Source organism: Streptomyces sp. S07_1.15 (assembly GCF_020739505.1).
In the GTDB taxonomy this organism is placed as follows: Bacteria; Actinomycetota; Actinomycetes; order Streptomycetales; family Streptomycetaceae; genus Streptomyces; species Streptomyces xinghaiensis.
This window is the reverse complement of sequence record NZ_JAJBZK010000001.1, coordinates 5,755,932-5,781,155: the sequence shown is the minus strand read 5'-3', so window position 1 is coordinate 5,781,155 and position 25,224 is coordinate 5,755,932. Positions and strand designations below refer to the sequence as shown.

The 25,224-nt window shown below is 72.0% G+C and carries 22 protein-coding genes; 3 read left to right on the top strand and 19 right to left on the bottom strand.

Annotated features, from left to right (window positions below):
* The first annotated feature begins 48 nt into the window (after positions 1-48).
* Positions 49-1,632: a serine/threonine-protein kinase gene (locus LIX60_RS24760; RefSeq protein WP_227962912.1), complete on the top strand. Its 1,584-nt coding sequence runs from the start codon at positions 49-51 to the stop codon at positions 1,630-1,632.
* A 57-nt stretch (positions 1,633-1,689) separates the two neighbouring features.
* Here LIX60_RS24760 and LIX60_RS24755 read toward each other — a convergent pair whose 3' ends face one another.
* The 4 genes from LIX60_RS24755 to LIX60_RS24740 all read right to left on the bottom strand — a co-directional run bounded on the left by LIX60_RS24755 (position 1,690) and on the right by LIX60_RS24740 (position 4,912).
* A complete protein-coding gene (locus LIX60_RS24755) occupies positions 1,690-2,262 on the bottom strand; it encodes a nucleoside deaminase (RefSeq protein WP_227960709.1) in 573 nt (190 codons plus the stop codon).
* A complete protein-coding gene (locus LIX60_RS24750) occupies positions 2,262-3,170 on the bottom strand; it encodes a radical SAM protein (protein WP_227960707.1) in 909 nt (302 codons plus the stop codon). The genes LIX60_RS24755 and LIX60_RS24750 overlap by 1 nt, the downstream gene beginning before the upstream one ends.
* Positions 3,052-3,867, bottom strand: coding sequence for a hypothetical protein (locus LIX60_RS24745; RefSeq protein WP_227960705.1), 816 nt, complete (start codon positions 3,865-3,867; stop codon positions 3,052-3,054). The genes LIX60_RS24750 and LIX60_RS24745 overlap by 119 nt, the downstream gene beginning before the upstream one ends.
* A gap of 424 nt (positions 3,868-4,291) precedes the next feature.
* Positions 4,292-4,912, bottom strand: a complete 621-nt coding sequence (locus LIX60_RS24740; protein WP_227960703.1) for a dienelactone hydrolase family protein — start codon at positions 4,910-4,912, stop codon at positions 4,292-4,294.
* A 78-nt stretch (positions 4,913-4,990) separates the two neighbouring features.
* Between LIX60_RS24740 and LIX60_RS24735 the strand changes: the two genes are divergently transcribed.
* A complete protein-coding gene (locus LIX60_RS24735) occupies positions 4,991-6,265 on the top strand; it encodes a mechanosensitive ion channel family protein (protein WP_227960701.1) in 1,275 nt (424 codons plus the stop codon).
* Between the two features lie 84 nt (positions 6,266-6,349).
* On the opposite strand, the gene LIX60_RS24730 is transcribed toward LIX60_RS24735, so the two are convergent.
* The 3 genes from LIX60_RS24730 to LIX60_RS24720 form a co-directional block, all read right to left on the bottom strand.
* Positions 6,350-7,291 (bottom strand): RluA family pseudouridine synthase, encoded by a 942-nt coding sequence (locus tag LIX60_RS24730; protein ID WP_227960699.1) that lies wholly within the window; start codon positions 7,289-7,291, stop codon positions 6,350-6,352.
* A 76-nt stretch (positions 7,292-7,367) separates the two neighbouring features.
* Complete coding sequence (lspA, locus tag LIX60_RS24725) at positions 7,368-7,970, bottom strand: signal peptidase II (protein WP_227960695.1); 603 nt, start codon at positions 7,968-7,970, stop codon at positions 7,368-7,370.
* 111 nt (positions 7,971-8,081) lie between these two features.
* Positions 8,082-8,741, bottom strand: a complete 660-nt coding sequence (locus LIX60_RS24720) for a TraR/DksA family transcriptional regulator (protein ID WP_374117911.1) — start codon at positions 8,739-8,741, stop codon at positions 8,082-8,084.
* Positions 8,742-9,364: 623 nt separating this feature from the next.
* Here LIX60_RS24720 and ileS point away from each other — a divergent pair.
* The gene (gene ileS, locus LIX60_RS24715; RefSeq protein ID WP_227960690.1) at positions 9,365-12,541 is read left to right on the top strand and encodes an isoleucine--tRNA ligase; all 3,177 of its coding nucleotides are present in this window, start codon (positions 9,365-9,367) and stop codon (positions 12,539-12,541) included.
* 160 nt (positions 12,542-12,701) lie between these two features.
* Here ileS and LIX60_RS24710 read toward each other — a convergent pair whose 3' ends face one another.
* From LIX60_RS24710 to murF, 12 genes are all read right to left on the bottom strand, one after another.
* On the bottom strand, positions 12,702-13,814 hold the full coding sequence (locus tag LIX60_RS24710) for a DivIVA domain-containing protein (RefSeq protein WP_227960688.1): 1,113 nt from the start codon (positions 13,812-13,814) through the stop codon (positions 12,702-12,704).
* 47 nt (positions 13,815-13,861) lie between these two features.
* A complete protein-coding gene (locus LIX60_RS24705) occupies positions 13,862-14,146 on the bottom strand; it encodes a YggT family protein (RefSeq protein ID WP_019709472.1) in 285 nt (94 codons plus the stop codon).
* A gap of 58 nt (positions 14,147-14,204) precedes the next feature.
* Positions 14,205-14,825, bottom strand: coding sequence for a cell division protein SepF (locus LIX60_RS24700; RefSeq protein ID WP_043470295.1), 621 nt, complete (start codon positions 14,823-14,825; stop codon positions 14,205-14,207).
* Between the two features lie 123 nt (positions 14,826-14,948).
* The gene (locus LIX60_RS24695; protein ID WP_227962911.1) at positions 14,949-15,668 is read right to left on the bottom strand and encodes a YggS family pyridoxal phosphate-dependent enzyme; all 720 of its coding nucleotides are present in this window, start codon (positions 15,666-15,668) and stop codon (positions 14,949-14,951) included.
* 2 nt (positions 15,669-15,670) lie between these two features.
* Positions 15,671-16,402 carry a peptidoglycan editing factor PgeF gene (gene pgeF, locus LIX60_RS24690; RefSeq protein ID WP_227960686.1) on the bottom strand — a complete coding sequence of 244 codons (732 nt, stop codon included), beginning with the start codon at positions 16,400-16,402 and terminating at the stop codon, positions 15,671-15,673.
* Between the two features lie 13 nt (positions 16,403-16,415).
* Positions 16,416-17,633, bottom strand: a complete 1,218-nt coding sequence (gene ftsZ, locus LIX60_RS24685) for a cell division protein FtsZ (protein ID WP_227960683.1) — start codon at positions 17,631-17,633, stop codon at positions 16,416-16,418.
* 239 nt (positions 17,634-17,872) lie between these two features.
* Positions 17,873-18,673, bottom strand: coding sequence for a cell division protein FtsQ/DivIB (locus tag LIX60_RS24680; RefSeq protein WP_374117910.1), 801 nt, complete (start codon positions 18,671-18,673; stop codon positions 17,873-17,875).
* A 44-nt stretch (positions 18,674-18,717) separates the two neighbouring features.
* The gene (gene murG, locus LIX60_RS24675) at positions 18,718-19,812 is read right to left on the bottom strand and encodes an undecaprenyldiphospho-muramoylpentapeptide beta-N-acetylglucosaminyltransferase (RefSeq protein WP_227960681.1); all 1,095 of its coding nucleotides are present in this window, start codon (positions 19,810-19,812) and stop codon (positions 18,718-18,720) included.
* A 6-nt stretch (positions 19,813-19,818) separates the two neighbouring features.
* The gene (ftsW, locus tag LIX60_RS24670; RefSeq protein WP_227960679.1) at positions 19,819-21,228 is read right to left on the bottom strand and encodes a putative lipid II flippase FtsW; all 1,410 of its coding nucleotides are present in this window, start codon (positions 21,226-21,228) and stop codon (positions 19,819-19,821) included.
* A 60-nt stretch (positions 21,229-21,288) separates the two neighbouring features.
* The gene (murD, locus tag LIX60_RS24665; RefSeq protein WP_227962909.1) at positions 21,289-22,740 is read right to left on the bottom strand and encodes a UDP-N-acetylmuramoyl-L-alanine--D-glutamate ligase; all 1,452 of its coding nucleotides are present in this window, start codon (positions 22,738-22,740) and stop codon (positions 21,289-21,291) included.
* Positions 22,722-23,792, bottom strand: a complete 1,071-nt coding sequence (gene mraY, locus LIX60_RS24660) for a phospho-N-acetylmuramoyl-pentapeptide-transferase (protein WP_019709463.1) — start codon at positions 23,790-23,792, stop codon at positions 22,722-22,724. The genes murD and mraY overlap by 19 nt, the downstream gene beginning before the upstream one ends.
* Complete coding sequence (gene murF, locus LIX60_RS24655) at positions 23,789-25,216, bottom strand: UDP-N-acetylmuramoyl-tripeptide--D-alanyl-D-alanine ligase (protein WP_227960677.1); 1,428 nt, start codon at positions 25,214-25,216, stop codon at positions 23,789-23,791. The genes mraY and murF overlap by 4 nt, the downstream gene beginning before the upstream one ends.
* Between the last annotated feature and the right edge of the window lie 8 nt (positions 25,217-25,224).

Here is a 25,224-nt window from a genome sequence, read left to right as displayed (position 1 = left end):
CTGCACCTGGCATGGACGGCAGCGGTACGGCGGCTGGGGGACGGCGAGTTGAGCGAGTCCGGGGACATCATCGACGGCCGCTTCGAGCTGCTGGAACGGCTCGGCAGCGGCGGTATGGGCGCGGTGTGGCGGGCGCGCGACCGGGCTCTGCGGCGGGAGGTCGCCCTCAAGGAGGTACGGCCCCCGGATCCGGCGGCGGCCGGCGCGGGACCGGGCGCCGGCCGCGTGCTCCAGGAGCGGGTGTGGCGGGAGGCCCGGGCGCTGGCCCGGCTCAGCCACCCCCATGTGGTGACGATCCATCACATCGTGGACGACGAGGGGCCGTACCCCTGGCTCGTCATGGAGCTGCTGTCCGGCGGCACCCTCCAGGACCGGCTCGACACCCGCGGCCCGCTGACGCCCCGGGAAGCCGCCCGCATCGGCCGCGAACTGCTCTCCGCCCTGTCCGCCGCGCACGCCGCGGGCATCCACCACCGCGACGTCAAACCGGCCAACGTCCTGCTGCGGCCCGACGGCGGCGCGGTCCTCACCGACTTCGGCATCGCCGCCCTGCAGGGCTCCATGACCCTCACCGCCGTCGGCGACGTGATCGGCTCTCCCGAGTACATCGCCCCCGAGCGCCTCCGGGGCCGCGACGACCTCCCGGCCTCGGACCTCTGGTCGCTCGGCATGCTGCTGTACGTCGCCGTGGAGGGCGTCAACCCGGTGCGGCGCGCCACGGCCGTCGCCACGCTCGCCGCCGTGCTCGACGAGCCCGTGCCGCCCCCGCGGCGCGCGGGCCCGCTCGCGCCCGTCCTCGCGGAGCTGCTCGTACGGGACCCCGCCGCCCGGCCGGACGCGGCGCGGCTCGACCGGCTGCTGGCCGCCGCGGCGGAGGGGCACACGGCTCCGCCGCCCCCGCCGCCGGCCCCCACCCTGCCCGGCGTCCCGCCCCCGTCCGGCCCGCTCCACACGGCGCCCACCGTGACCACGGCCGGCTCCGGGCCACCCGCTCCGGCGGACCGGGACCGGCGGGGCCGCCGCACGGTGGCGGGGATGGCCGCCGCCGCGGTCGTCGGCGCCGGGCTAGCGGCGACCGGGGTCTATCTGGCCCTGACCGGCGACGGCGGCAACCCCCCTCCCCCCACGCGCACCACGAGCGCGTCCACGGGCACCGCCTCCGCCACCGGGTCCGCGGCGCCCTCGTCCTCCGCGTCACCGTCCACCGCACCGACGAGCGGCGGCACCGGGCCGTCCGCGTCCCCGGAGACACCGCCGCGGACGCCGCCGGAGAGCTCCCCGTCCGCGACGGGCCCGCGCCCCGGCACCTGGATCGCCCAGCTCTTCTCCGAGGCGGTGGTCCCCGGAAAACCCGCCCCCAGACGGCAGCTGGCGGAGCTGCGCGAGAAGGTCCCGGGGGCTCTCCTGCTGCACAGCAGCGACTTCGCCTCGCTGCGGCCCGGCTACTGGGTGGTCTACGCCCCCGGCCCGTTCGACGACGGTGAGGCGGCCCTCGCCTTCTGCGCGGAACACGGCCGGACCACCGAGAACGAGTGCGTGGGCCGCTACCTCAGCCATGACGAGGACGACCGCGAACTGCTGTGCCTCCCCACCCCGGACGGCGGCTCCCGGGGACGCTGCACCCGGCCGTGAACAGCCGCCCGGCCCCCGGCCCCCGGTCGCCGCGGCCACGGCCCGGCCCCGCCGGGCCTACCGTGCTCCCGCCACCGGCGCGGGCCGACCGCCGCCCGCCGGGGCACGTCGCCCGTGCGGCCGCGGCTCCCGGGCACGGGAAGCCGTGAGGGGGAAAAGAGCCAGGCAGTCGTCGCGGCACACCCCTTCGTACAACTCGATCAGCGGGTGACCGGCCCGTACGACGTCTCGCGCGCGCATCTCGATCTGACGCCAGGTGAAGGTCGTGTCGGGGTGTTCCGCGGCCCAGTGCAGCGCGTCCGGCTGAGCGGCCCCGTAGACGATCCCGCCCATCTTCGCCCAGATGGCGGCGGCGGTGCACATGGGACAGGGCTCCAGCGTCGTGATCAGGTAGGCGCCCGGGAGGTAGCGGGAGCCGACGCGTTCCGCGGCCGTCCTGATCGCCACGATCTCCGGATGCGCGGTCGGATCCGTGCCCTTGACGAGCCCGCTGGCGGACTCCCCCAGGACGGCCCCCTCCCGGACCACCATGGCGCCCAGCCCGTAATTCCCGGAAGCGGCCGCTTCCCTGCCCAGGCTCACGCATTTCTGCATGACCGCTTCGAAGCGGTCATGACCGGCTGCGCCCATCAGAGGCCCCTTTCCACAGCAACGTCGTCCAGCATCAGCAGTTCTTCCCGTCCGCAGATTTTCCGGTCGGCTTCCTCGCTCGCCGTCTCGGCCCACAGGGAACCGTCGTTCTCCACAATCCAGTAGTCATGGCTGCGGAAATCTATGCAGCGGACCACGATGCGCCCCCGGTACAGCGCCGCGAGTTCTCCCGCCCGTCCGATCACCGAGTCCAGTTCGGCGGAGGAGAAACAGAACTCGTTCTTGCGGCGGGCACGGCCCCGGGCTACGACGGGAATGAAACTGACCTTCCCGGCACCGGCTTCCCGGCTGAACTCCACCAGTTCCGGCATCAGGGACAGTGTTCCCGGGGTGACCACGGAGTTCACCGACAGCCCCGCGCCACGGTCGGCGACGCGGGCCATGTTCTTCCGCACGTGGCCGAAGGGGCGCCGCCGCAGGATGAGATCATTGTCGGAAGAGGGCCGGTGCACGCTGAACTTGAACTCCCCGCCGCCGGCGGCACAGGCGTCGAGTAATGCCCCGGACAGGGTGATGCCGTTGGTGATGACGACCGGCTTGAGCCCCGCGGCGGCGATCAGAGCGACGATCTCGGGCAAGTCCTCGCGCACCGTCGGCTCCCCACCGGACAGTTTCATCGAACGGACCCCGTGGCGTGCGAAGGACCGTGCCATCCGGCCGAGGTCCGCGGCCCGGATCTCCGCCCGGCTCGTCGGCGGGGCCTGGCAGAACGAGCACGCGGCATTGCACCGCCGGGTCAGCCGGACGCAGACGGACGCCGGTAACCCCTCATGCCACCGGGGCACCGGCCGGCTCCGATTCCGTGGAGAGTTCCAGCATGTTGAGCATGTGCGACATCTGCTCGGCGAAGCGCTGGGCGTAGTCCAGGCTCGTCCGGACGCGGTCATCGCGGTCCGGCCCTTCGGGCACCTCGGTGCCGTAGAAGACGATGACGCCGTGCGGTGGCGCCTCCGGGGCATGGCTGTTGGTGACGGCGTCCAGGCGCAGGACCGGGCAGGCGAGCACCCAGCGCTGCGCGGGCTCGATCATGCGGCCGACCTCGGGATCGTACAGATCGCTGTGGGCGACCGGGAGTTCCTGGAACAGCGGCACCCGCTCCCGGAAGGCCCGCCCGCTGACGATGTGCGGGGTGTCCACATGGATCCGCGTGAAACCGAATTCGCGTGGCATGCTGATGTTGAGCACGGCGAGGTCGCGGTCCTGCCTGATGTAATGGCGGCCCTCCCCGTCCCGCTCGGCCACGAAATAGCGCGCGTTGCACGGTATCTGAAAAGTTTTGGAAATCAGCTCGCAGACCAGCCCCAACGTACTTTCCAACAGGCGGCGTTGACGCTGTTGCAGCATTAAGTACCGCTGCCTGAACTCGTCATGTTCCACCATGGCCCACCTTCGGGTAGCACTTTCACCGGCAACCAGGGAAAATACACCCAGGACCAGCAGTGAATTATCCCAGCCCAATCCTAGCAATGAATGCAGGTAATCACCCTGCGAAATCTGTTCCGTATAGAAGTTGACCCAGCATCCGATCATGACCACGGAAGCGACTGAAGCCGCAAGTCGCACGGACGTCAGCATGCGCAGCACGGCCACTCCCCCGGGTAGACCTGCCCAGTGCAGCAGGCACGCCCGTACTCCGCCAGACCGTCTGCAAATATCACGCCACACCAGGGGACCGGCAGGCGGTAAAAGGGTCAACTTCCGCAACACCGGACACGATCGGCTTCAGGGGAAATGATCGACAAAAGCACGCTCGGTGCAGGTATTTTCAGCCTTTCCCACCGGTACCCGTAACCGTGCGGGGAGTGCCTGACCTGGCAGGCGCCCGGGGCCGGGACCCGGCGGCGCGCCTGCCGCGGGGACGGTGCTCCCGCGGCAGGCGCGCTGACGACGGCGGACACCACCGGCGGGCAGAAAAGCCATCGGATGACGCGAAACGAACGGCGTACGCGGACGCCGCCGCGCGCGGCGTCCGCACCACCGCGCCCGTGAACGGGCTCCGTACCGCGGGCTACAGCTCCGCCAGGAACGACAGGGCCACCGACCAGGTCTCCTCCGCCGCCTCCGGATCGTGGTCCGGGAGGTCCGGATCGGTGTAGAGGTGGCCGGCTCCCGGGTAGCGGAAGATCTCCACCTCCGCTCCGGCCCGGCGCATCCGCAGATACCAGGCGTTCAGCCAGTCGTGCGGCTCGAACGGGTCCGGGTCGGCGACGTGGAGCTGGACGGGCAGCCCGTCCGCGGACGCGTCCTCGGCGAGGTCCGAGGTGCCGTGGAGCATCAGCAGCCCGCGAGCCTTCACGTCCGCCAGCGCCAGGTTCTGGGCCAGCGAACCACCCAGCGAGAAGCCCGCGTAGACCAGTCCGCGGTCGGACAGCGGCGCGGCGGCCGCGACCGCGCGCCTCAGCAGCTCGTCGCCGCCGATCTCGTCCTTGAGGTCCATGCCCTCCTCCACGCTGCCCGCGGTGCGGCCGTCGTACAGATCCGGCACGTGGACCTCGTGCCCGGCGGCCCGCATGCGGTCCGCCGCGGCGTGCACGGCCGGTCGCAGACCGTAAGAACTGTGAAAAAGAACAACTGTCGGAGAGCCCGGCACCCGTGTCACTTCCCTGAGAACGGTTAGCAGTCTTCTCATCGTGCCAGTTACGGTCGACCGGATGTCCGCGGCCCGGACGCCGCCGGAATCCCGCCCCGAGGAGGAGACACCGTGCCGATGGAGGCTGTACTGCGCCCGCTGATCGTGTTCGGCGGTGCGCTGGTCATCTCGCTCGCCGTCGGCTGGCTCGTCCGCGTGGCGCTCCGCAGAAGCGACGCCCGGCACCCGGAGACGCCGCTGTGGGACATGCTGAGCCGGGCGCTGGTGCCGCTGCAGCTGGTGCTGGGCGCGGCGCTGCTGCGCGGCTCCTACGACCAGGCGCATCTCGCCCGGAATCACACGGTGGCCATCGGGCGGCTGCTGACGCTGGTGCTGATCGGCGCCACCGCCTGGCTGGTGCTGCGGGTCGTCACGGCCGTCGTCGAGGCCTCGTTCGCCCGCTACTCCGCGACCACCAACGAACGGGCCCGGGTCCGCCGGGTCCGCACCCAGATCACGCTCATCCAGCGAGTGGTGACCGCGGTCGTCGCGGTGGTGGCCGGCGCGGCGATGCTGCTGACGTTCCCCGCGATGCGCACCGTCGGCACCTCGCTGCTGGCCTCGGCCGGTCTGCTGGGCATCGTGGCCGGCATCGCCGCCCAGTCCACGCTGGGGAACCTCTTCGCCGGCCTGCAGATCGCCTTCGGCGACATGGTGCGGATCGGTGACACGGTCGTGGTGAACGGCGAGTGGGGCACCGTCGAGGAGATCACCCTCACCTTCCTGACCGTGAAGACCTGGGACGAACGCCGGTTCACCATGCCCGTCTCGTACTTCACCAGCCAGCCGTTCGAGAACTGGTCGCGCAACAGTCCGCAGATGACCGGCACCGTCTTCTTCCATCTCGACCACTCCGCGCCGGTCCAGCTGATGCGGGAGAAACTGGGCGAGATCGTGCAGACGGTCGACGCCTGGGACGGCCGGAACTGGAACCTCACCGTCACCGACTCGACCCCGAGCACCATGGAGGTGCGGGCCCTGGTGACGGCGAAGGACGGCGACACCCTCTGGACGGCCCGGGTCGAGGTCCGGGAGAAGCTGCTGACCTGGCTGCGCGAGGAGCATCCGTACGCCCTGCCGCGCATCAACACGGCCCCGGCGGTCTTCCCGCCGCCGCGGAAGCGGGAACGTGACGGGCTGCCGACGGGCGTCGACGGGACCGTGGCCGCCCAGCGGACGGAGTCACCGGAGGACCGGGCGGAGGCGCCCGCCTCCGCGGCCGACCGCGCCGCCGCGCGGAACGGCCGGCCGGAGGAGGCGGCGGAGCAGGGGAAGGGGACGGAGAAGTCCGGCAGGGCCGGCCGGGCGGGCAAGAACCACTCCGGCCGCGGCCCCCGGCTCCACCGCCGCTGAGCCCGGCCTGAGCGGGCCCGCGCGGAAGGGCCCGTGCGGACGGGCCCGTGGAAGCGCGGCCGGAGGAGCGCGGCCGGCCCGCTCCTAGGCGCTCTCGGAGCGCACGATGTCCAGCGCCCGCTGCAGATCCTCGGGGTAGGCGCTCGCGAACTCCACCCACCGGCCGTCCGCCGGGTGCTCGAAGCCCAGCCGCATCGCGTGCAGCCACTGGCGGCCGAGCTTCAGCCGCTTGGCGAGCGTCGGGTCGGCACCGTAGGTGAGGTCGCCGACGCAGGGGTGGCGGTGCGCCGCCATGTGCACCCGGATCTGGTGGGTGCGGCCGGTCTCCAGCTTGACGTCGAGCAGGCTGGCGGCGCGGAAGGCCTCGATGAGGTCGTAGTGCGTGACGCTGGGCTTGCCCTCGGCGGTCACGGCCCACTTGTAGTCGTGGACCGGGTGCCGGCCGATGGGGGCGTCGATGGTGCCGCTCAGCGGGTCGGGGTGGCCCTGGACGAGCGTGTGGTAGCGCTTGTCGACCGTGCGCTCCCGGAACTGCTGCTTCAGCAGGCTGTACGCGCGCTCGGACTTGGCCACCACCATCAGCCCGGAGGTGCCGACGTCCAGACGGTGCACGATGCCCTGGCGCTCGGCGGCGCCGGAGGTCGAGATCCGGAAGCCCGCGGCGGCCAGCCCGCCGATCACGGTGGTGCCCGTCCAGCCGGGGCTGGGATGAGCGGCGACCCCGACCGGCTTGTCGATCACCACGATGTCGTCGTCGTCGTGGACGATCTCCATGCCTTCGACGGGCTCGGCGACGATCTCCACCGGCGGCGCGGCCCGCGGCAGTTCGACCTCCAGCCAGGCACCACCGGTGACCCGGTCGGACTTCCCGGCGAGGCTGCCGTCGACCAGTACCTTCCCGGCGGCGGCCAGCTCGGCCGCCTTGGTGCGGGAGAAGCCGAACATACGGGCTATCGCGGCGTCGACGCGTTCGCCCTCGAGGCCGTCGGGTACGGGCAGCGTGCGGATTTCGGGAAGGGTGCTCACCCGTCGAGTATGCCGGACGCGGAACCCCGCCCGTCCCGGCCGGTGCCCCGGCGCGACGCGGCACGGCGCCCGGTCGTCAGTCCTTGTGGACGGTGCCGTCGGGGTCGAGCCCGCGGAAGGACAGCAGCACGATGAGGACGCCACCGCACACGATGGCCGTGTCGGCGAGGTTGAACACCGCGAACCCCTTGGGCGCGATGAAGTCCACGACCTCGCCCCGGAAGAAGCCGGGGCTGCGGAAGAGCCGGTCGGTGAGGTTGCCGAGGGCGCCGCCGAGCAGCAGCCCCAGCGCGACCGCCCAGGGCAGGCTGTACAGCTTCCGCGCGATCCGGGCGATGACGACGATCACGGCCGCCGCGATGACCGTGAAGACCACGGTCAGCGCCTCGCCGATACCGAAGGCGGCGCCCGGGTTGCGCACGGCCTCGAACCGCAGCCACTCCCCGATCACCGGAATCGCCTGGTGGTGCTCCAGCTTGGCCACCACGAGCATCTTGGTGCCCAGGTCGAAGAGGTAGGCGATCGCGGCGACGGCGAGCAGTACGGCGATCCGCCGTTTGCCCCGGCCCCGGGGGGCCGCGCCGTCGCCGGCGTCCGCCCCCTGCTCGCCGTCGGGCCCGGCCTCCGGCCGCTCCCCCTCGGAATCCGGGGTGTCGATGATCCGCTCCGCCTCTGCCACGTGAGTCCCTCAGCCTCTGGTCCGCCACCGGGCCCCACCCGGCTGAGGACGAGGGTACGGCACGGCCCGGCGGCGCCGGACCGTGCCGGGGAACGCCTGTTCCGGGCCCCGCTACCGCCGCTCCTGCCGCTGCTTGCACTCCACGCAGAGCGTGGCCCGCGGGAAGGCCTGCATCCGGGCCTTGCCGATGGGGTTGCCGCAGGACTCGCAGCGCCCGTACGTGCCGGCGTCGAGCCGTTCCAGCGCCCGTTCGGTCTGGTCGAGCATCTCCCGGGCGTTGGCGTTCAGCGCCAGCTCGTGCTCGCGGGTGATGTTCTTGGTGCCGGTGTCCGCCTGGTCGTCGCCCGCGCCGTCGCCGGAGTCCCGCATCAGTCCGGCGATCGCCTCCTGGGAGGAGACGATCTCGGTGCGCAGCCGTTCGGCCTCGCTCCGCAGCCCGTTCCGCGCCTCGTCGACCTCTTCGGGGGTCCAGGGGTCCTCACCGGGCCGTACCGCCAGTTCCCCGGGCACGGCCGCGGCCGTGCCGGCCGGGGTCTTCTTCGCAACCACCGTCTTGGCTCCCGTCTTCTCTGCGGGCTTCCCGGCGGCCGGTGCCGCCTTCGCGGTCCGCTCCGGCGCGGCCGCCGTGTGCGCGGCCGGCCGCCGTACGGCCGTCTCCGCGGCGGCCGTCCCGCTCACCACGGCCGCCGCGCCGGCCGTACCGGCGCTGTTGTCCGGGGCCGCCGTACCGGCCGGCTCCGCCGTCTCGACGACGGGCTTCTTCGCCACCATCGCAGCGGCCCCCTCACCATATTGTGATCTTGTCGTTAATCGTGCTCGGACGATAAGTCGACTCGGGGGTCGCGGCAACGGGGCACGCCGACCATCCGGATCTCCCACCACCCCGGCCCGCCTCCGCCGGTACCGGCCGGGAGCGGGCCTGCATCCGTTGTGCCCCGCTCCCCGGCGGGTAATCCGCCGCGGCGGCGACCCGGGAGCGCCTCCAACCGGGGGCCGCGAACCCGGGAGCCCGCGTATGGCCATTCGGGTGGGCCGGCGGGGCCGGGCCCGCCCCCGGAAATCCGGTCGGCCGCCGCCCGCCCGGGCCCGTACACTGGGCCCAGCGTGAGGCGTGGATGGGGACGAGTAGTTCCGTACGCAGCCATGAGCGACCCGGGGACGGTGCGAGCCCGGGGGTGTGCGCGGTGCGAAGATCACCCCGGAGCCGCCGGAGGAAAACCCCCGCGTACCGCGGGGGCGAGTAGAACCGGCAGCGCACCCCAATGAGGGGGCCGAGGAGCGCCGGCCGGCGGCTCCCCGGTCAAGGAGGGTGGTACCGCGGGAGCGACAGGCTCTCGTCCCTCCGACGGACAGCACGATCACCACCCGCATGTGTCCGCCGGAGGCAGACCCCGATGAGTCCACAGCCGCAGTACCGCCAGGTCCCCGCGCAGGTCGACCTGCCCGCGCTGGAGCACGCCGTGCTCGACTTCTGGCGCGAGAACAAGGTCTTCGCCCGCTCCCTGGAGCAGTCCCGGGGGCGTCCCGAGTGGGTCTTCTACGAGGGCCCGCCGACCGCGAACGGCATGCCCGGCGCCCACCACATCGAGGCCCGGGTCTTCAAGGACGTCTTCCCCCGCTTCCGCACCATGCGCGGCTACCACGTCGCCCGCAAGGCCGGCTGGGACTGCCACGGGCTGCCGGTCGAGCTGGCGGTCGAGAAGGAACTCGGGTTCAACGGCAAGAAGGACATCGAGGCGTACGGCATCGCGGAGTTCAACACGAAGTGCCGCGAGTCGGTGACCCGTCACACCGACGCCTTCGCCGAACTCACCACGCGCATGGGCTACTGGGTCGATCTCGACGAGGCCTACCGCACCATGGACCCGGAGTACATCCAGAGCGTGTGGTGGTCGCTGAAGGAGATCTTCGCCAAGGGCCTGCTGGTGCAGGACCACCGGGTCGCCCCCTGGTGCCCGCGCTGCGGCACCGGCCTCTCCGACCACGAACTCGCCCAGGGGTACGAGACCGTCGTCGACCCCTCGGTCTACGTCCGCTTCCCGCTGACCTCCGGCCCGCTCGCCGGTGAGGCGGCCCTGCTGGTCTGGACGACGACTCCGTGGACCCTGGTGTCCAACACGGCCGTCGCCGCCCACCCGGGCGTGCGCTACGTCGTCGCCACGGACGGCAGTGAGAAGCTCGTCGTCGCCGAACCGCTGCTGGAGAAGGCGCTCGGCGAGGGCTGGGAGACCACCGGGCAGTCCTTCACCGGCGCCGAGATGGAGCGCTGGGCGTACGAGCGCCCGTTCGCCCTGCTGGAGTTCCCCGCGCCGGACGCGGGTGAGCCCGCGCCGCACTTCGTCGTCAACGCCGAGTACGTCACGACGGAAGACGGCACAGGCCTGGTCCACCAGTCCCCCGCGTTCGGTGAGGACGACCTCAAGGTCTGCCGCTCCTACGGGCTGCCGGTCGTCAACCCCGTGCGCCCCGACGGCACCTTCGAGGAGGAACTGCCGCTCGTCGGCGGCCAGTTCTTCAAGAAGGCGGACGAGGACCTGGTCGCCGACCTCGACAGCCGCGGTCTCCTCTTCCGCCACCTGCCCTACGAGCACAGCTACCCGCACTGCTGGCGCTGCCACACCGCGCTGCTCTACTACGCGCAGCCGTCCTGGTACATCCGCACCACCCAGGTCAAGGACGCCCTGCTCCGCGAGAACGACCGCACCAACTGGTACCCGGATTCGGTCAAGTACGGCCGCTTCGGCGACTGGCTGAACAACAACATCGACTGGGCGCTCTCCCGCAACCGCTACTGGGGCACCCCGCTGCCGATCTGGCGCTGCGCGGAGAACCACCTCACCTGCGTCGGCTCGCTGGCCGAACTCACCGAGCTCACCGGCACCGACCAGTCCGGGCTCGACCCGCACCGCCCGTACATCGACGAGGTCGTCTTCCCCTGCACCGCCGAGGGCTGCTCCCTGGAGGCCACCCGCGTCCCGGAGGTCATCGACGCCTGGTACGACTCCGGCTCGATGCCCTTCGCGCAGTGGGGCTACCCGTACAAGAACAAGGAGATCTTCGAGAAGCGCTACCCGGCGCAGTTCATCTCGGAGGCCATCGACCAGACCCGCGGCTGGTTCTACACGCTCATGGCCGTCGGCACCCTGGTCTTCGACAAGTCCTCCTACGAGAACGTGGTCTGCCTCGGCCACATCCTCGCCGAGGACGGCCGGAAGATGTCCAAGCACCTGGGCAACATCCTCCAGCCGATCCCGCTCATGGACCGGCACGGCGCCGACGCCGTGCGCTGGTTCATGGCCGCCGGCGGCTCGCCCTGGGCCGCGCGCCGCGTGGGCCACGGCACCATCCAGGAGGTCGTCCGCAAGACGCTCCTCACCTACTGGAACACGGTCGCCTTCCAGGCCCTCTACGCCCGTACCTCGGGCTGGGCGCCGAGCGCCGCGGACCCGGCCCCGGCGGACCGCCCGGTCCTCGACCGCTGGCTGCTGAGCGAGCTCAACACCCTGGTCACCGAGGTCACCGAGGCACTGGAGGGCTACGACACCCAGCGCGCCGGAAAGCTGGTCTCGGCCTTCGTCGACGACCTCTCGAACTGGTACGTCCGCCGCTCCCGCCGCCGCTTCTGGCAGGGCGACGCCGCGGCGCTGCGCACCCTCCACGAGGTCGTCGAGACCGTGACCCGGCTGATGGCCCCGCTGGTCCCGTTCATCACCGAGCGGGTTTGGCAGGACCTGGTCGTCCCGGTCACCCCGGACGCCCCGGACTCGGTGCACCTGTCCACCTGGCCGGAGCCGGAGGCCGCGCTCGTCGACCGGGGGCTCTCGGAGCAGATGCTGCTGGTCCGGCGGCTGGTCGAGCTGGGCCGGGCGACCCGCGCCGAGTCGGGGGTCAAGACCCGGCAGCCGCTGTCGCGCGCACTGGTCGCCGCCGCGGGCTTCGACGCCCTCTCGCCGGAGCTGCGGGCCCAGATCACCGAGGAGCTGAACGTCAGCTCCCTGGACTCCCTCTCGGCCGTCGGCGGCTCCCTCGTCGACACCACGGCGAAGGCCAACTTCCGGGCCCTGGGCAAGCGGTTCGGCAAGGGCGTCCAGGCGGTGGCCAAGGCGATCGCCCGGGCGGACGCCGCGGCGCTCTCCCGCGCCCTGCGCGAGGGCACCGCGTCGGTCGAGGTGGACGGCGAGACGGTCACGCTCGCCCCGGAGGAGGTCGTCGTCACGGAGACCCCGCGCGAGGGCTGGTCGGTCGCCTCCGACGCGGGCGCCACCGTGGCCCTGGATCTGGAGATCACCCCGGAGCTGCGCCGCGCGGGCCTGGCCCGGGACGCGATCCGGCTGATCCAGGAGGCACGCAAGAACAGCGGCCTCGACGTGGCGGACCGCATCGCCCTCCGCTGGGAGTCCACGGAGCCGGAGACCCGGGCGGCGCTCACCGAGCACGCGGCACTGATCGCGGACGAAGTCCTGGCGACCGACTTCGCCGGGGCGGCTCCCGGACCGGACGAGGCGTACGGCGAGTCCTTCACCGACGAGGGCCTGGCCCTCACCTTCCGTCTCCGCAAGACGGAGGCCTGAGCCGGGATCAGGGACGGGGCCCGGCCGCGCGGAAGCCGGCCGGGCCCCGCCGGGCCCCAGGGGGCGCCACCCGCGGACGCGCACGGGTCCGGGCCCGGAGGGATTCCCTCCGGGCCCGGACCCGTGATATGCCGACGGCGCGCGCCCTAAGGCGCCGCGATCAGTTGTCGTCCTCGTCGATGAGGAAGCCGCGCATCGGCGACGGTGCCTGCTGCATCGGCGACGGGCCCTGCGGCCGCACCGGTGCCATCGGCTGCGTCATGGCCGGCGACATCTGCTGCTGGCCTCCGTAGGACGGACCGCCGTTGCCACCCGAGGGACCGCCCATGGACTGGTTGCCCATGTGCCCGCCCATCGAGCCGGCACCGGCCATGGAGGGGGACGGCGGAAGCGACGGAGCCGGCGGGCCGCTGCGCGGCGGGGCCAGCGAGTCGTCGGCCTGGTTCTCCAGCTGACGCAGCTGGCTCTCCAGGTACGACTTCAGACGGGTGCGGTACTCCCGCTCGAAGCCGCGCAGGTCCTCGACCTTGCGCTCCAGCGTGGCGCGCGCGGACTCCAGGGAGCCCATCGCGACACGGTGCTTCTCCTGGGCGTCCCGCTCCAGGGCGTCGGCCTTGGCGCGGGCGTCCCGCTCCAGGCCCTCGGCACGGCTGCGGGCCTCACCGACGATCTTGTTGGCCTCGGAACGGGCCTCCGCGATCGCCTGGTCCGCGGTCTGCTGCGCGAGCGACAGCACGCGCGCGGCGCCGCCGTCACCGCCCGGACCGCCGGGGCCGGGACCGTGGCCCATGTGACCGCCGGGGCCCTGGTGCTGCTGCATGTGCTGGCCGGGGCCGCCGGGGCCGCCCATCGGACCGCCCATGTGACCGGGACCACCCTGCATCGGGCCGGGGCCGTGCATGCCGGGGCCGCCCTGCGGGCCGTGGCCACCGGGACCTGCGGGCAGCTGAGGTGCTCCACCGGGCAGCTGGGGCGGGCCCATCTGCTGCTGCGGCGGCACCGGCTGCGGGCCCGATATGGCGGCGGGCACCGGCCCGCCGGGCCTCTCCTGCTGCTCCGGCGGTTTGCGCATGCCCTGTTGTTGCTGGTTCTGCGCGGCGGCGCGCGTCGCGGCCGCGAGCTTGGCCCGCAGGTCCTCGTTCTCGCGCAGCAGCCGGGTCAGCTCTGCTTCGACCTCGTCGAGGAAGGCATCGACCTCGTCCTCGTCATAGCCCTCTCGGAGGCGGACGGTCGTGAACTGCTTGTTCCGAACGTCCTCAGGGGTCAACGGCATCTCTTCACCTCAACGTAGTCGTCGGCATATCGGCAAGACCGTATCGTTCACAGCTGCCTCACGACGGAGATCAGGATGTAGACGATGATCATCAGTACGAAGAAGGACAGGTCGAGCGCCACGCCCCCGAGACGCAGCGGCGGAATGAACCGCCGCAGAAGCTTGAGTGGCGGATCGGTCACAGTGTAGGTCGCTTCCAGGAGCACCACCATCGCCTTGCCGGGTTGCCACGACCGGGCGAACTGGAAGACATAATCCATGACCAACCGGAAAATCAGCACAATCAGGAAGCACATCAGCGCGATGTAGATCACCTGCAGTGCGATGTCCATCCCGCGCTTCCCTCTCCCCTTGCACTTCGTCTCGGGCCGTACGGCCGGTTGTTGCGTCTCAGCTCTGGTTGAAGAACCCGCCCTCAGCGATACGGGCTTTGTCCTCCGCCGTGACATCGACGTTAGCAGGCGACAGCAGGAACACCTTCTGCGTCACTCGCTCAATGCTGCCATGCAGACCGAAGACCAGGCCCGCCGCAAAGTCGACAAGTCGCTTCGCGTCGGTGTCGTCCATCTCCGTCAGATTCATGATCACCGGAGTGCCCTCACGGAAGTGTTCCCCGATGGTACGGGCCTCGTTGTAGGTCCGGGGGTGGAGCGTCGTGATGCGGTAGGGCTCGCGATCGGAGACGACCTTGGGCATGATCACCGGTGCGTTCTTCTCCAGGCTCTGGCGTTCGGGTGTGATGGACGCCACGGGGGCGATACGGGCGGGACGCCCGCTTTCGGCCGTGACGGCCACCGGTTCACGCTGCGCGGGGGGTTGGGCGACTCTTACCGGTTCGTCCGGTTCGCCCCGTTCCATTCGGTCCGCCTGGTGCGGCTGGTGCTGCCGGTGCGCCCGCTCGGGCTCCGGCTCGGGTTCGAACTCGTCATCGGGGTCGAACCCCCGGCCGTCGTACCCATCGTCCTCCACGAGGCCGAGGTAGACCGCCATCTTGCGCATCGCGCCGGCCATGTTCTGCGTCCTCCGCTCTGTGGTGGATCGGCTCCGTCACCGGCCGCCCTGGATCCACTCGGTCCGCCCGCCCGGGGGCGGAACCGACCATATTTTCTGCTGTGGTCCGACTTCTTGGCGACGTTACCGGAGGCCGGGCCTGACTCCGAGTACCGCAGTACCGACGCGTACATGTGTCGCTCCGGCCCCGATGGCGTCCTCGAGATCCGTACTCATACCCGCTGAGACCATGTTCGCAGCAGGATGACGCGCCCGCAGGCCGGATGAGATTTCCAACAGCCGCTCGAAGGCGGCCCGTTGACGTCCGGCGTAAGGGCCGGTGAGCGGCGCCACGGTCATCACGCCGCCGAGCCGCAGACCGTCGGCGGCCGCGATCGCGTCCCCCAACTCCGGTACCGCGCCGGGCGCGGCGCCGCCCCGGCCCGCCGCCTCGCCGGACCCGGCGTCCAGGGCGACCTGGATCAGGCAGACCGGTTCGCGGCCGGCCCGGACCGCCGCCGCGGACAGCGCGTTGACGAGTTTGGGGCGGTCCACGGAATGCACCACATCGGCATAACCGACCACCGAACGGACTTTGTTGCTCTGCAACTGGCCGACGAAGTGCCACGTCAGAGGCAGGTCCGCGCATTCCGCCGCCTTCGGCGCGGCATCCTGGTCCCGGTTCTCCGCGACGTGCCGGACGCCCAGTTCGGCGAGGAGCCGCACGTCCGAGGCCGGGTAGGTCTTGGTGACCACGATCAGGGTCACCTCCTCCCGCTTCCGGCCCGCCGCGGCGCAGGCGGAGGCGATGCGCTCCTCCACCCGCCCCAGGTTGGCGGCCAGTTCGGCCCTGCGATCGGTCACGCTCATCCGTCCAACCAGACATAGGAGGCCAGGCGCCCGGTGGTGCGCTCGCCGCGGTACGAGAAATGGTCCGCCGATTCGCGGGTGCAGACGGTCGACGAGACCGCCCCCTCCACCCCGAGCCCGGACAGCTGCTCCCGGACACCCGCCGGCACGTCGAGGGCGGGCGTGCCCCAGGCCGTGACGGCCCGGGACCCCGGCACCACGGCGGCGACCTCGTCGCGCATCCCCGCCGGGACCTCGTAGCAACGGCCGCAGATGGCCGGGCCGGTGCGCGCGACGAGCCGGGAGGGTTCGGCACCGAGCCGCACCATGGCTCCGACCAGCGCCGGGACCACTCCGGCGGCGAGTCCGGGACGGCCCGCGTGGGCGGCGCCCGCGACTCCGGCGACCGGATCGGCCAGCAGGACCGGAACGCAGTCCGCGGTGAGCACCGCGAGGGCGAGCCCCCGGCGGGCCGTCACCACCGCGTCGACGGCGTCACCCGCGGTTCCCTCCCAGGGACCGTCGACCACGGCCACGTCCCGGCCGTGCACCTGGTTCATCCAGACCACCCGCTCCGGGGCGAGGCCCAGCGACTCCGCGGCGAGCCCGCGGTTCTTGCGGACGGCCGCGGGGTCGTCACCGACCGCGCCGCCGAGATTGAGCTCGGCATACGGAGCGGCGCTCACCCCGCCCCACCGGTCGGTGAAGGCGAAGCGGGCGCCGCCCGTCTCGTACTGTTCCCCTATCACGTGCGGGCCACGGCTACTTGAGGAAGTCCGGCACGTCGAGCTCCTCGGCCTGGCTGTCCGAGTACGGACGGGCCGGGGGCACCTGCGGGGGCGCGGCCGGCGGTGCGGGGACGTCGGCGACCGGGGCCGTCTCGGCCGGCTCGGGCTCCTCCTCACGGGAGGGGGTGACGCTGCCGAGTCCGCCGAAGGACGGGCGGCTCTCCACCGGGGCGGGCGCGGGCGTCTCCTCGCGGCCGCCGTAGGAGCCGAGTACCTTGTCCCGGCTCTGGCTCTTCGAGGGCGGCTGGCCGCCGTCGAAACCGGCCGCGATCACGGTGACCCGGACCTCGTCGCCGAGGGCGTCGTCGATGACCGCGCCGAAGATGATGTTGGCCTCCGGGTGGGCGGCTTCGCTGACCAGCTGCGCGGCCTCGTTGATCTCGAACAGACCGAGGTCGGAGCCGCCCGAGATGGAGAGCAGCACCCCGCGGGCGCCGTCGATGGACGCCTCCAGCAGCGGTGAGGAGATCGCCATCTCGGCGGCGGCCACGGCGCGGTCGTCGCCGCGCGCCGAGCCGATGCCCATGAGCGCCGATCCCGCCTCGGACATCACGGACTTCACATCCGCGAAGTCGAGGTTGATGAGCCCCGGGGTGGTGATGAGGTCGGTGATGCCCTGGACACCCGACAGCAGGACCTGGTCCGCCGACTTGAAGGCGTCGAGCACGCTGACCTGGCGGTCGGAGATCGACAGCAGCCGGTCGTTGGGGATCACGATGAGGGTGTCGACCTCGTCGCGCAGGCCGGCGATGCCGTCCTCGGCCTGGTTCGCGCGGCGCCGGCCCTCGAAAGTGAAGGGACGGGTGACCACGCCGATGGTCAGCGCGCCCAGGGAGCGGGCGATGCCGGCGACCACGGGGGCGCCGCCGGTGCCCGTGCCGCCGCCCTCGCCCGCGGTGACGAAGACCATGTCGGCCCCCTTGAGGACCTCCTCGATCTCCTCGCGGTGGTCCTCGGCCGCCTTGCGGCCGACATCGGGGTTGGCGCCGGCGCCGAGGCCCCGGGTGAGCTCACGGCCGACGTCGAGTTTGACGTCCGCGTCGCTCATCAGCAGGGCCTGTGCGTCCGTGTTGATCGCGATGAACTCGACGCCCTTGAGACCGACCTCGATCATCCGGTTGATGGCGTTGACGCCACCGCCGCCGATGCCGACGACCTTGATGACTGCGAGGTAGTTCTGCGGTGCTGCCACGTCGAAGGCCTCTCGCCTCGAGTTACGTATGCCTGAGGGCCGGTTCGAAGTGCCGACCCGAACCCTAACCGTGAAGTTTAGGGTTACCAGTGTGTCTGCCCCTTGGAGCCTTCGAACGAGACACTAAGTCGACAAGTGCCGCGCGTTCAACGAACACGCCGAACCTGCCGCTTTTCTTTTCACCCTATGTGATCGCGCGTCGTGGTGGGGCACCAGGGTGCGGGCCGGATGAGCCGGGGTCAACTCCCGGAGACCGCCGGGGCGCTGGGAGAGCTCACATCGAAGTGGTCGGCTCCCCGCGCGCTTTTCAGCAAAGCGAGAAGCGTCCCGGCCTTCTGTTCCGAGCGCTCGGGCGAACCCCAGACCACGGTCCGGCCGCCCGTCAGTTCCAGGGTGACGGAGTCGTAGGAACGGACCACCAGGGCACGGGTCTCCCGGTGAATCGGGGCAGGCAGCCCGGCCGCGACACCGGCTGCCTCCCTCCGCAGCCGTTCCGCTCCGAAACGGCGCAGACTCGGTGACCGGGCGGCGTCCATTTCCAGCAGCGGTACGCCCTTGGGCGGTTGGCTCACCGTGGCGAAAAGCACACCCTCACCGTCCACTTCGATGAACTTTCCGCCCTTTTCGATAAGCACCGCGGGCTTTCGCTCCGTCACCTTCAGACCGACCTCGTGCGGCCATGAGCGTACGACCTCGACGGAGTCGATGCGCGGGAGTTTTTTCCGCAGCCGGGCGGCGACCGCGTCGGTGTCGACGGAAACCAGAGGGGCGCCGCGCGGAACGGCGGCCGCCCGGCGGACCTGCTCCGGAGTCAGTACCCCGGTCCCGTCCACCGTCACCCGCTCCACCCTCACCCACGGCGAGCCGTACAGGAACCAGAAGACGCCGGCCGCGGACAGGGCCAGGCCCAGGGCCCAGAAGACGAGCCGGTCTCCCCGCGGGCGCCACCGGCGCGGACGCTCCCGCCCGGCCGGTTCCGGGGACGGGCCGGACGGCGACAGCCCGTTCCCGCCGCGCCGGGCGGTCGTCTGTCCGGCCACACTCCCCTGCCTTCCCGCGTTCCGCGCGCCGTCCTCCGGGGCCGTCAGCCGGCCCGGCGTGCCGCGATCGCCTCGTAGACCATGCCGACCAGCAGTTCGTCGGCGTCCCGGCGGCCGAAGTCGGCGGCCGCGCGCGACATCTCGTGCAGCCGGTAGGCGTCGGTGAGCACCGGCACCACCTGCTGCTGTACCCACTCGGGCGTCAGTTCGGCGTCGTCCACCAGGAGTCCGCCGCCCGCCTTGACCACCGGCTGGGCGTTGAGCCGCTGTTCACCGTTGCCGATGGGCAGCGGCACATAGGCGGCGGGCAGTCCGACCGCCGACAGCTCGGCGACCGTCATCGCGCCCGCGCGGCAGAGCATCATGTCGGCCGCCGCGTAGGCCAGGTCCATCCGGTCCACGTACGAGACGGGGATGTACGGCGGCATGCCCGGCATGTTGTCGACCCGCGGCAGTTCGTTCTTGGGGCCGACCGCGTGCAGGATCTGGACGCCCGCGCGCTGGAGCGCCGGAGCCACCGTCTGCACGACCTCGTTCAGCCGCCGCGCGCCCTGCGATCCGCCGGACACCAGCAGGGTGGGCAGATTCTGGTCCAGGCCGAACGCGGCCCGGGCCTCCGGACGGGCCGCCGCCCGGTCCAGGGTGGCGATGGAGCGGCGCAGCGGAATGCCCACGTAACGGGCGCCGCGCAGCTTGCTGTCCGGGGTGCTCACCGCGACGGCCGCGGCGTACCGCGAGCCGATCTTGTTGGCGAGGCCGGGGCGCGCGTTGGCCTCGTGGACGATGATCGGCACCCCCAGCCGCTTGGCCGCGAGATAGCCGGGCAACGCCACATAGCCGCCGAACCCGACCACACAGTCGGCCTTGGTGCGCTCCAGGATCTGCTCCGCGGCCTTGATGGTGCCGCGCAGCCGGCCGGGAACGGTGATCAGTTCCGGTGTGGGCTTGCGCGGCAGTGGTACGGCCGGGATCAGCCCCAGTTCGTAGCCCCGCTCGGGTACGAGCCGGGTCTCGAGTCCGCGCTCCGTTCCCAGGGCCGTGATCCCCACGGCCGGGTCGTGCCTCCGCAGGGCATCCGCGAGGGCGAGCGCGGGCTCGATGTGGCCGGCGGTCCCCCCACCGGCGAGTACGACATGCACCGAAATTCACCGCTCTCCGGACGGCGGCCGCTCCGCGCGCCGTCTCATCGTGTTCCTTCCCGCCCGGGCCAGCCGCTTTCCCGGGTAAAACTGCCTCAGACGAGGCTGCCGCATGGCCAGGGCCGCCCGGGCGGCGGGCTCACTGCGCGCGAACGCGATCATCAGCCCGACGGCGAACAGGGTCGGCAGCAGGGCCGACCCCCCGTAGGAGACCAGCGGGAGCGGGACTCCGGCGATCGGCAGCAGGCCGAGCACCGCACCGATGTTGACCACGGCCTGGGCCGTGATCCAGGTGGTCACACCTCCCGCGGCGTACCTGACGAAGGGGTCCTCCGTGCGTCCGGCCACGCGGATACCCGCATAGCCTAGAGCCGCGTAGAGGGCGAGCACCGACAGCGTCCCCGCCAGGCCGAGTTCCTCCCCTGTCACGGCGAAGATGAAGTCGGTGTGTGGTTCTGGCAGTTCGCCCCATTTCTCCACGCTTGCGCCGAGGCCGGCACCGAACCAGTTGCCGTTGGCCAGAGCGTATATCCCGTGGACGGCCTGCCAGCACTGGTCCTGCGGGCCGGGGTCGGTGGCACCGATGCACTCCAGGCGGGCCATCCGGTTGGGGCTGGTCCCGATGAACAGCGCGCCGATGAGCCCGGCGACGGCGAGCACCCCGGCGAACAGCCGGGTGGGGGCACCGGCCAGCCAGAGCAGGCCGAAGAGGATCGCGGTCAGGATGATGGCCGTGCCCATGTCGCCGCCGAGCATGATCAGTCCGAGCACCAGGAAGGCGACCGGAACCAGCGGCACCAGCAGGTGCTTCCACTGGGCCAGCAGCTTCTTCTCCCGCTTGCGTGCCAGCAGGTCGGCGCCCCAGAGGACGAGCGCGAGCTTCCCGAACTCGCTGGGCTGGAGCTGGAACGGGCCGCCGAGCTGGATCCAGTTCTGATTGCCCTTCACCGCGTGCCCGACACCGGGGATCTGGACCAGCACCAGCAGCACCAGGCAGACGGCGAGCAGCGGGTACGCCAGGGCGCGGTGGAGGCGGACCGGCATCCGGGAGGCCAGCAGGAGCAGGCCCGCGCCGATCCCCGCGGCCAGCAACTGCTTGCCGAAGAAGTAGGTGGAGGGCAGGTCGGAGCGGAGCGCCTGGATCTGGGAGGCGGAGAAGACCATCACCAGGCCCAGCACGGTCAGCAGCATCCCGCTGCCCAGGATCAGGTAATAGGCCGTCAGCGGGCGGTCCCAGGCGCGCCGCAGACGGTTCCTGAGGTGCCGCAGCCGGTGCGCCGGGCCGGAGCGGCCGGACGGGCGGCGTCCGGGGCGGGCCGGGGCGGTGCGGCTCCGGCCCGCCCCGCCGGACCGCGCCGGGCGGGGACGTGCCGGGGCGCGCTCACGTGTCGGGATGCGGGGCCGCTCGGCCGTCATGTCCCCTCCAGTCGGGCTGCCGGGTGCCGGGCGGCCGGTCGGGCACGGGGGGCGGCCCGGTCAGCGTCCCTGTCCCCCATGCCCGGCCCCGAGCTCGCGTACGGCCTCGGCGAAGGCCTCGCCGCGCTTGCCGTAGTTGACGAACATGTCCATCGAGGCGCAGGCGGGGGCCAGCAGAACGGTGTCTCCCGGCCGGGCGAGCGCCGCCGCTTCCCGGACCGCCGCCGCCATCGCCCCAGTGTCGGTCCGGTCGAGCTCGGCGACCGGGACATCCGGGGCGTGTCGCGTCAGGGCTTCGCGGATGAGGGCCCGGTCGGCGCCCATCAGGACGGCCCCGCGCAGCCGTCCGGAGGCCGCCGCCACCAGCTCGTCGAACGTGGCGCCCTTGGCGAGGCCGCCGGCGATCCAGACGACGGGGTCGTAGGCGGTCAGGGAGGCCTCGGCGGCATGGGTGTTGGTCGCCTTGGAGTCGTCGATGTACGTGACGCCGCCGATCTCCGCAACCCGCGCGATGCGGTGCGGCTCGGGCCGGAACGCCCGCAGGCCGTCCCGTACGGCGCGCGGCTCGACGCCGTAGGCGCGGGCCAGGGCCGCGGCGGCGAGGGCGTTGGCGATGTTGTGCGGGACCGGCGGGTTGACGTCGGAGACCTCGGCCAGCTCCTGGGCCTGCTTCTGACGGTCCGCCACGAACGCGCGGTCGACGAGGATGCCGTCGACGACGCCGAGCTGGGAGGGCGCCGGGGGGCCGAGGGTGAAGCCGATGGCGCGGCAGCCCTCCTCCACGTCGGCGGCGCGGACCAGTTCCTCGGTGGCCTTGTCGGCCGCGTTGTAGACGCAGGCGACCGTGTTGCCCCGGTAGACCCGGCCCTTGTCGGCGGCGTACGCCTCCATCGAGCCGTGCCAGTCGAGATGGTCGGGCGCCAGGTTGAGGACGGTGGCGGAGTGCGCGCGCAGGCTGGGCGCCCAGTGCAGCTGGTAGCTGGAGAGTTCGACGGCCAGCACGTCGTACGGCTCGGCGTCCTCCCGCTGCTCGGCGAGGACGGCGTCCAGGACGGAGACACCGATGTTGCCGACGGCGGCGGTGCGCAGCCCGGCGGCCTCCAGGATGGCGGCGAGCATCCGGACCGTGGTGGTCTTGCCGTTGGTGCCGGTGACGGCGAGCCAGGGCGCGGCGTCCGGGCCGCGCAGGCGCCAGGCCAGCTCCACATCGCCCCAGACCGGGACGCCGGCCTCGGCCGCGGCCCGGAAGAGCGGCTTGTCCGGCTGCCACCCGGGGGCGGTGACGACGAGTTCGGTGGACTCCGGGAGGGTGGCGCCGTCGCCCAGGCGGACCGTGACGCCCAGCGCCTCCAGTTCGGCGGCCTGCTGCCGCGACCGTTCGTCGTCGCCGTCGTTGACCACGGTGACCCGGGCGCCGAGGCCCCGCAGCACGCGCGCTGCGGGGACCCCGGAGACACCGAGTCCGGCGACGGTGACACGGGTGCCGGTCCAGTTCACTTGCCCGCCGCCCAGCCCGCGTAGAAGAGACCGAGACCGACGATCACGCACATGCCCTGGATGATCCAGAATCTGACCACGACCAGCACTTCGCTCCAGCCCTTGAGCTCGAAGTGGTGCTGGAGCGGCGCCATCCGGAAGACCCGCTTCCCGGTGAGGCGGAAGGAGCCGACCTGGATCACGACGGACATCGTGATCAGGACGAAGAGGCCGCCGAGCAGGGCGAGCAGGAGCTCCGTGCGGGAGACGATCGCCAGGCCGGCGAGCGCGCCGCCGAGGGCCAGCGAACCGGTGTCGCCCATGAAGATCTTGGCGGGCGAGGTGTTCCACCACAGGAAGCCGAAGCAGGCGCCCATCAGGGCGGAGGCCACCACGGCCAGGTCCAGCGGGTCGCGGACCTCGAAGCAGGCGGCGGGGTTGGTCAGCCGCTCGGCGTAGGCGCAGGACTCCTGGTGCTGCCAGACACCGATGAAGGTGTAGGCGCCGAAGACCATCACGGAGGCGCCGGTGGCCAGGCCGTCGAGGCCGTCGGTCAGGTTCACGCCGTTCGACATCGCGAGGATCATGAACAGCGCCCAGATCACGAAGATGACCGGGCCGAGCGACCAGCCGAAGTCCTGCGTGAAGGAGAGCTTGTCGGAGGCCGGTGTCTGGCCCCGGCCGTCCGCGAAGTTGAGCGACAGGACCGCGAAGGCGATGCCGACGATCAGCTGGCCGGCCATCTTCGCCTTGGCGCGCAGACCGAGGCTCCGCTGCTTGACGATCTTGATGTAGTCGTCCAGGAAGCCGACCAGGCCCATGCCCGCCATCAGGAAGAGCACCAGGAGACCCGAGAAGGTGGGGTTCGTGGCGGTGATCACCTTGGTGAGGGCGTACGCGATGAGCGTGGCCAGGATGAAGGCGATACCACCCATGGTGGGGGTGCCGCGCTTGCCGTGGTGCCCGCGCGGGCCGTCGTCCCGGATGTACTGCCCGTAGCCCTTGCGGGCCAGCAGTTTGATCAGCAGCGGAGTGCCGACCAGGGTCAGGAAGAGCCCGATGACTCCGGAGAAGAGGATCTGCCTCATCGGCCGGCGACCTCACCCTCGCCCGCGGCCGCGCCGCCGTCGGCGAGCAGCTCCTGCGCCACCCGCTCCAGCCCCACCGAACGGGACGCCTTCACCAGCACGACGTCGCCCGGGCGCAGTTCTCTGCGCATAAGGTCGACCGCCGCCCGTGCGTCGGACACGTGCACCGACTCCTCACCCCACGAACCCTCGTTCTTGGCACCCATGTCGAGCCAGGCGGCCTCCCGGCCCCCGACCGCCACAAGCTTGCTGACGTTGAGTCGGACGGCCAGCCGCCCGACCGCGTCGTGCTCGGCGAGTGACTCCTCGCCGAGCTCGGCCATCTCGCCGAGCACGGCCCACGTACGACGCCCCTTGCCCATGGCGACGAGCGCACGGAGCGCCGCCCGCACGGAGTCGGGGTTCGCGTTGTAGGCGTCGTTGACGACCGTCACGCCGTCCGGGCGCTCGGTGACCTCCATGCGCCAGCGGGAGAGCTGGCCGGCCTCGGAGAGCGCGGTGGCGATCTCGTCGGCAGGCATGCCCAACTCATGGGCGACGGCGGCCGCGGCGAGCGCGTTCGACACGTGGTGCTCACCGTACAGCCGCAGGGTCACGGCGCTGCACCCGGTGGGGGTGCGAAGTGTGAAGGCCGGCTGCCCGGTGTCCGTGAGGCGGACGTCCTCGGCGCGGACGCCGGCGTCCGCGGACTCGCCGAACAGGACGGTACGGGCCCGGGTACGGCCCGCCATGGCCCGTACCAGCGGGTCGTCGGCGTTGAGGACGGCCAGGCCGCCCTCCGCGGCCGGCGGCAGCGCCTCGGGCAGCTCGCCCTTCGCCTCGGCGATCTGCTCCTTGCCGCCGAACTCGCCGACGTGCGCGGTTCCGACGTTGAGCACGACGCCGATCCGCGGCGGGGTGAGCTCCGCGAGGTACCGGATGTGCCCCTTGCCGCGGGCGCCCATCTCCAGGACGAGGTGACGGGTCGTCGCCTCGGCGCGCAGGGCGGTCAGCGGCAGCCCGATCTCGTTGTTGAGGGAGCCGGGCGGCCAGACCGTCGGGCCGATCCGCTGCAGGAGCTGGGCGAGCAGGTCCTTGGTGCTGGTCTTGCCGGCCGAGCCGGTCAGCGCGACGACGGTGGTGCCCAGGCGCCGGACGACCTCGCGGGCCAGCGCGCCGAGCGCGGCCGTGACGTCGTCGACGACGATCGCCGGGACTCCGACGGGCCGGGCGGCGAGAACGGCGACCGCCCCCCGCTCGACGGCCTGCCGTGCGTAGTCGTGGCCGTCCACGTTCTCACCGGCGAACGCGGCGAACAGGCCGCCGGGGCCCGCCTTCCGCGAGTCGATCTCGACGGAGCCGGTGACCCGGGCGCCGAGGTCCGGTATGTCGTGCGGACGGCCGGAGACGGCGGCGGTGATCTCGGCGAGCGAGAGGTCGATCACCGGTCACC

Coding starts and splice junctions, on each gene's coding strand:
- LIX60_RS24710 (WP_227960688.1), bottom strand. CDS start 13,814: ATGCCGTTGACCCCTGAGGACGTTCGGAACAAGCAGTTCACGACCGTC.
- LIX60_RS24705 (WP_019709472.1), bottom strand. CDS start 14,146: ATGGACATCGCACTGCAGGTGATCTACATCGCGCTGATGTGCTTCCTG.
- LIX60_RS24740 (WP_227960703.1), bottom strand. CDS start 4,912: ATGAGAAGACTGCTAACCGTTCTCAGGGAAGTGACACGGGTGCCGGGC.
- ileS (WP_227960690.1), top strand. CDS start 9,365: ATGAGTCCACAGCCGCAGTACCGCCAGGTCCCCGCGCAGGTCGACCTG.
- LIX60_RS24700 (WP_043470295.1), bottom strand. CDS start 14,825: ATGGCCGGCGCGATGCGCAAGATGGCGGTCTACCTCGGCCTCGTGGAG.
- LIX60_RS24755 (WP_227960709.1), bottom strand. CDS start 2,262: ATGGGCGCAGCCGGTCATGACCGCTTCGAAGCGGTCATGCAGAAATGC.
- LIX60_RS24735 (WP_227960701.1), top strand. CDS start 4,991: ATGGAGGCTGTACTGCGCCCGCTGATCGTGTTCGGCGGTGCGCTGGTC.
- mraY (WP_019709463.1), bottom strand. CDS start 23,792: ATGAGGCAGATCCTCTTCTCCGGAGTCATCGGGCTCTTCCTGACCCTG.
- LIX60_RS24720 (WP_374117911.1), bottom strand. CDS start 8,741: ATGGTGGCGAAGAAGCCCGTCGTCGAGACGGCGGAGCCGGCCGGTACG.
- ftsW (WP_227960679.1), bottom strand. CDS start 21,228: ATGACGGCCGAGCGGCCCCGCATCCCGACACGTGAGCGCGCCCCGGCA.
- LIX60_RS24750 (WP_227960707.1), bottom strand. CDS start 3,170: ATGACCGCGTCCGGACGAGCCTGGACTACGCCCAGCGCTTCGCCGAGC.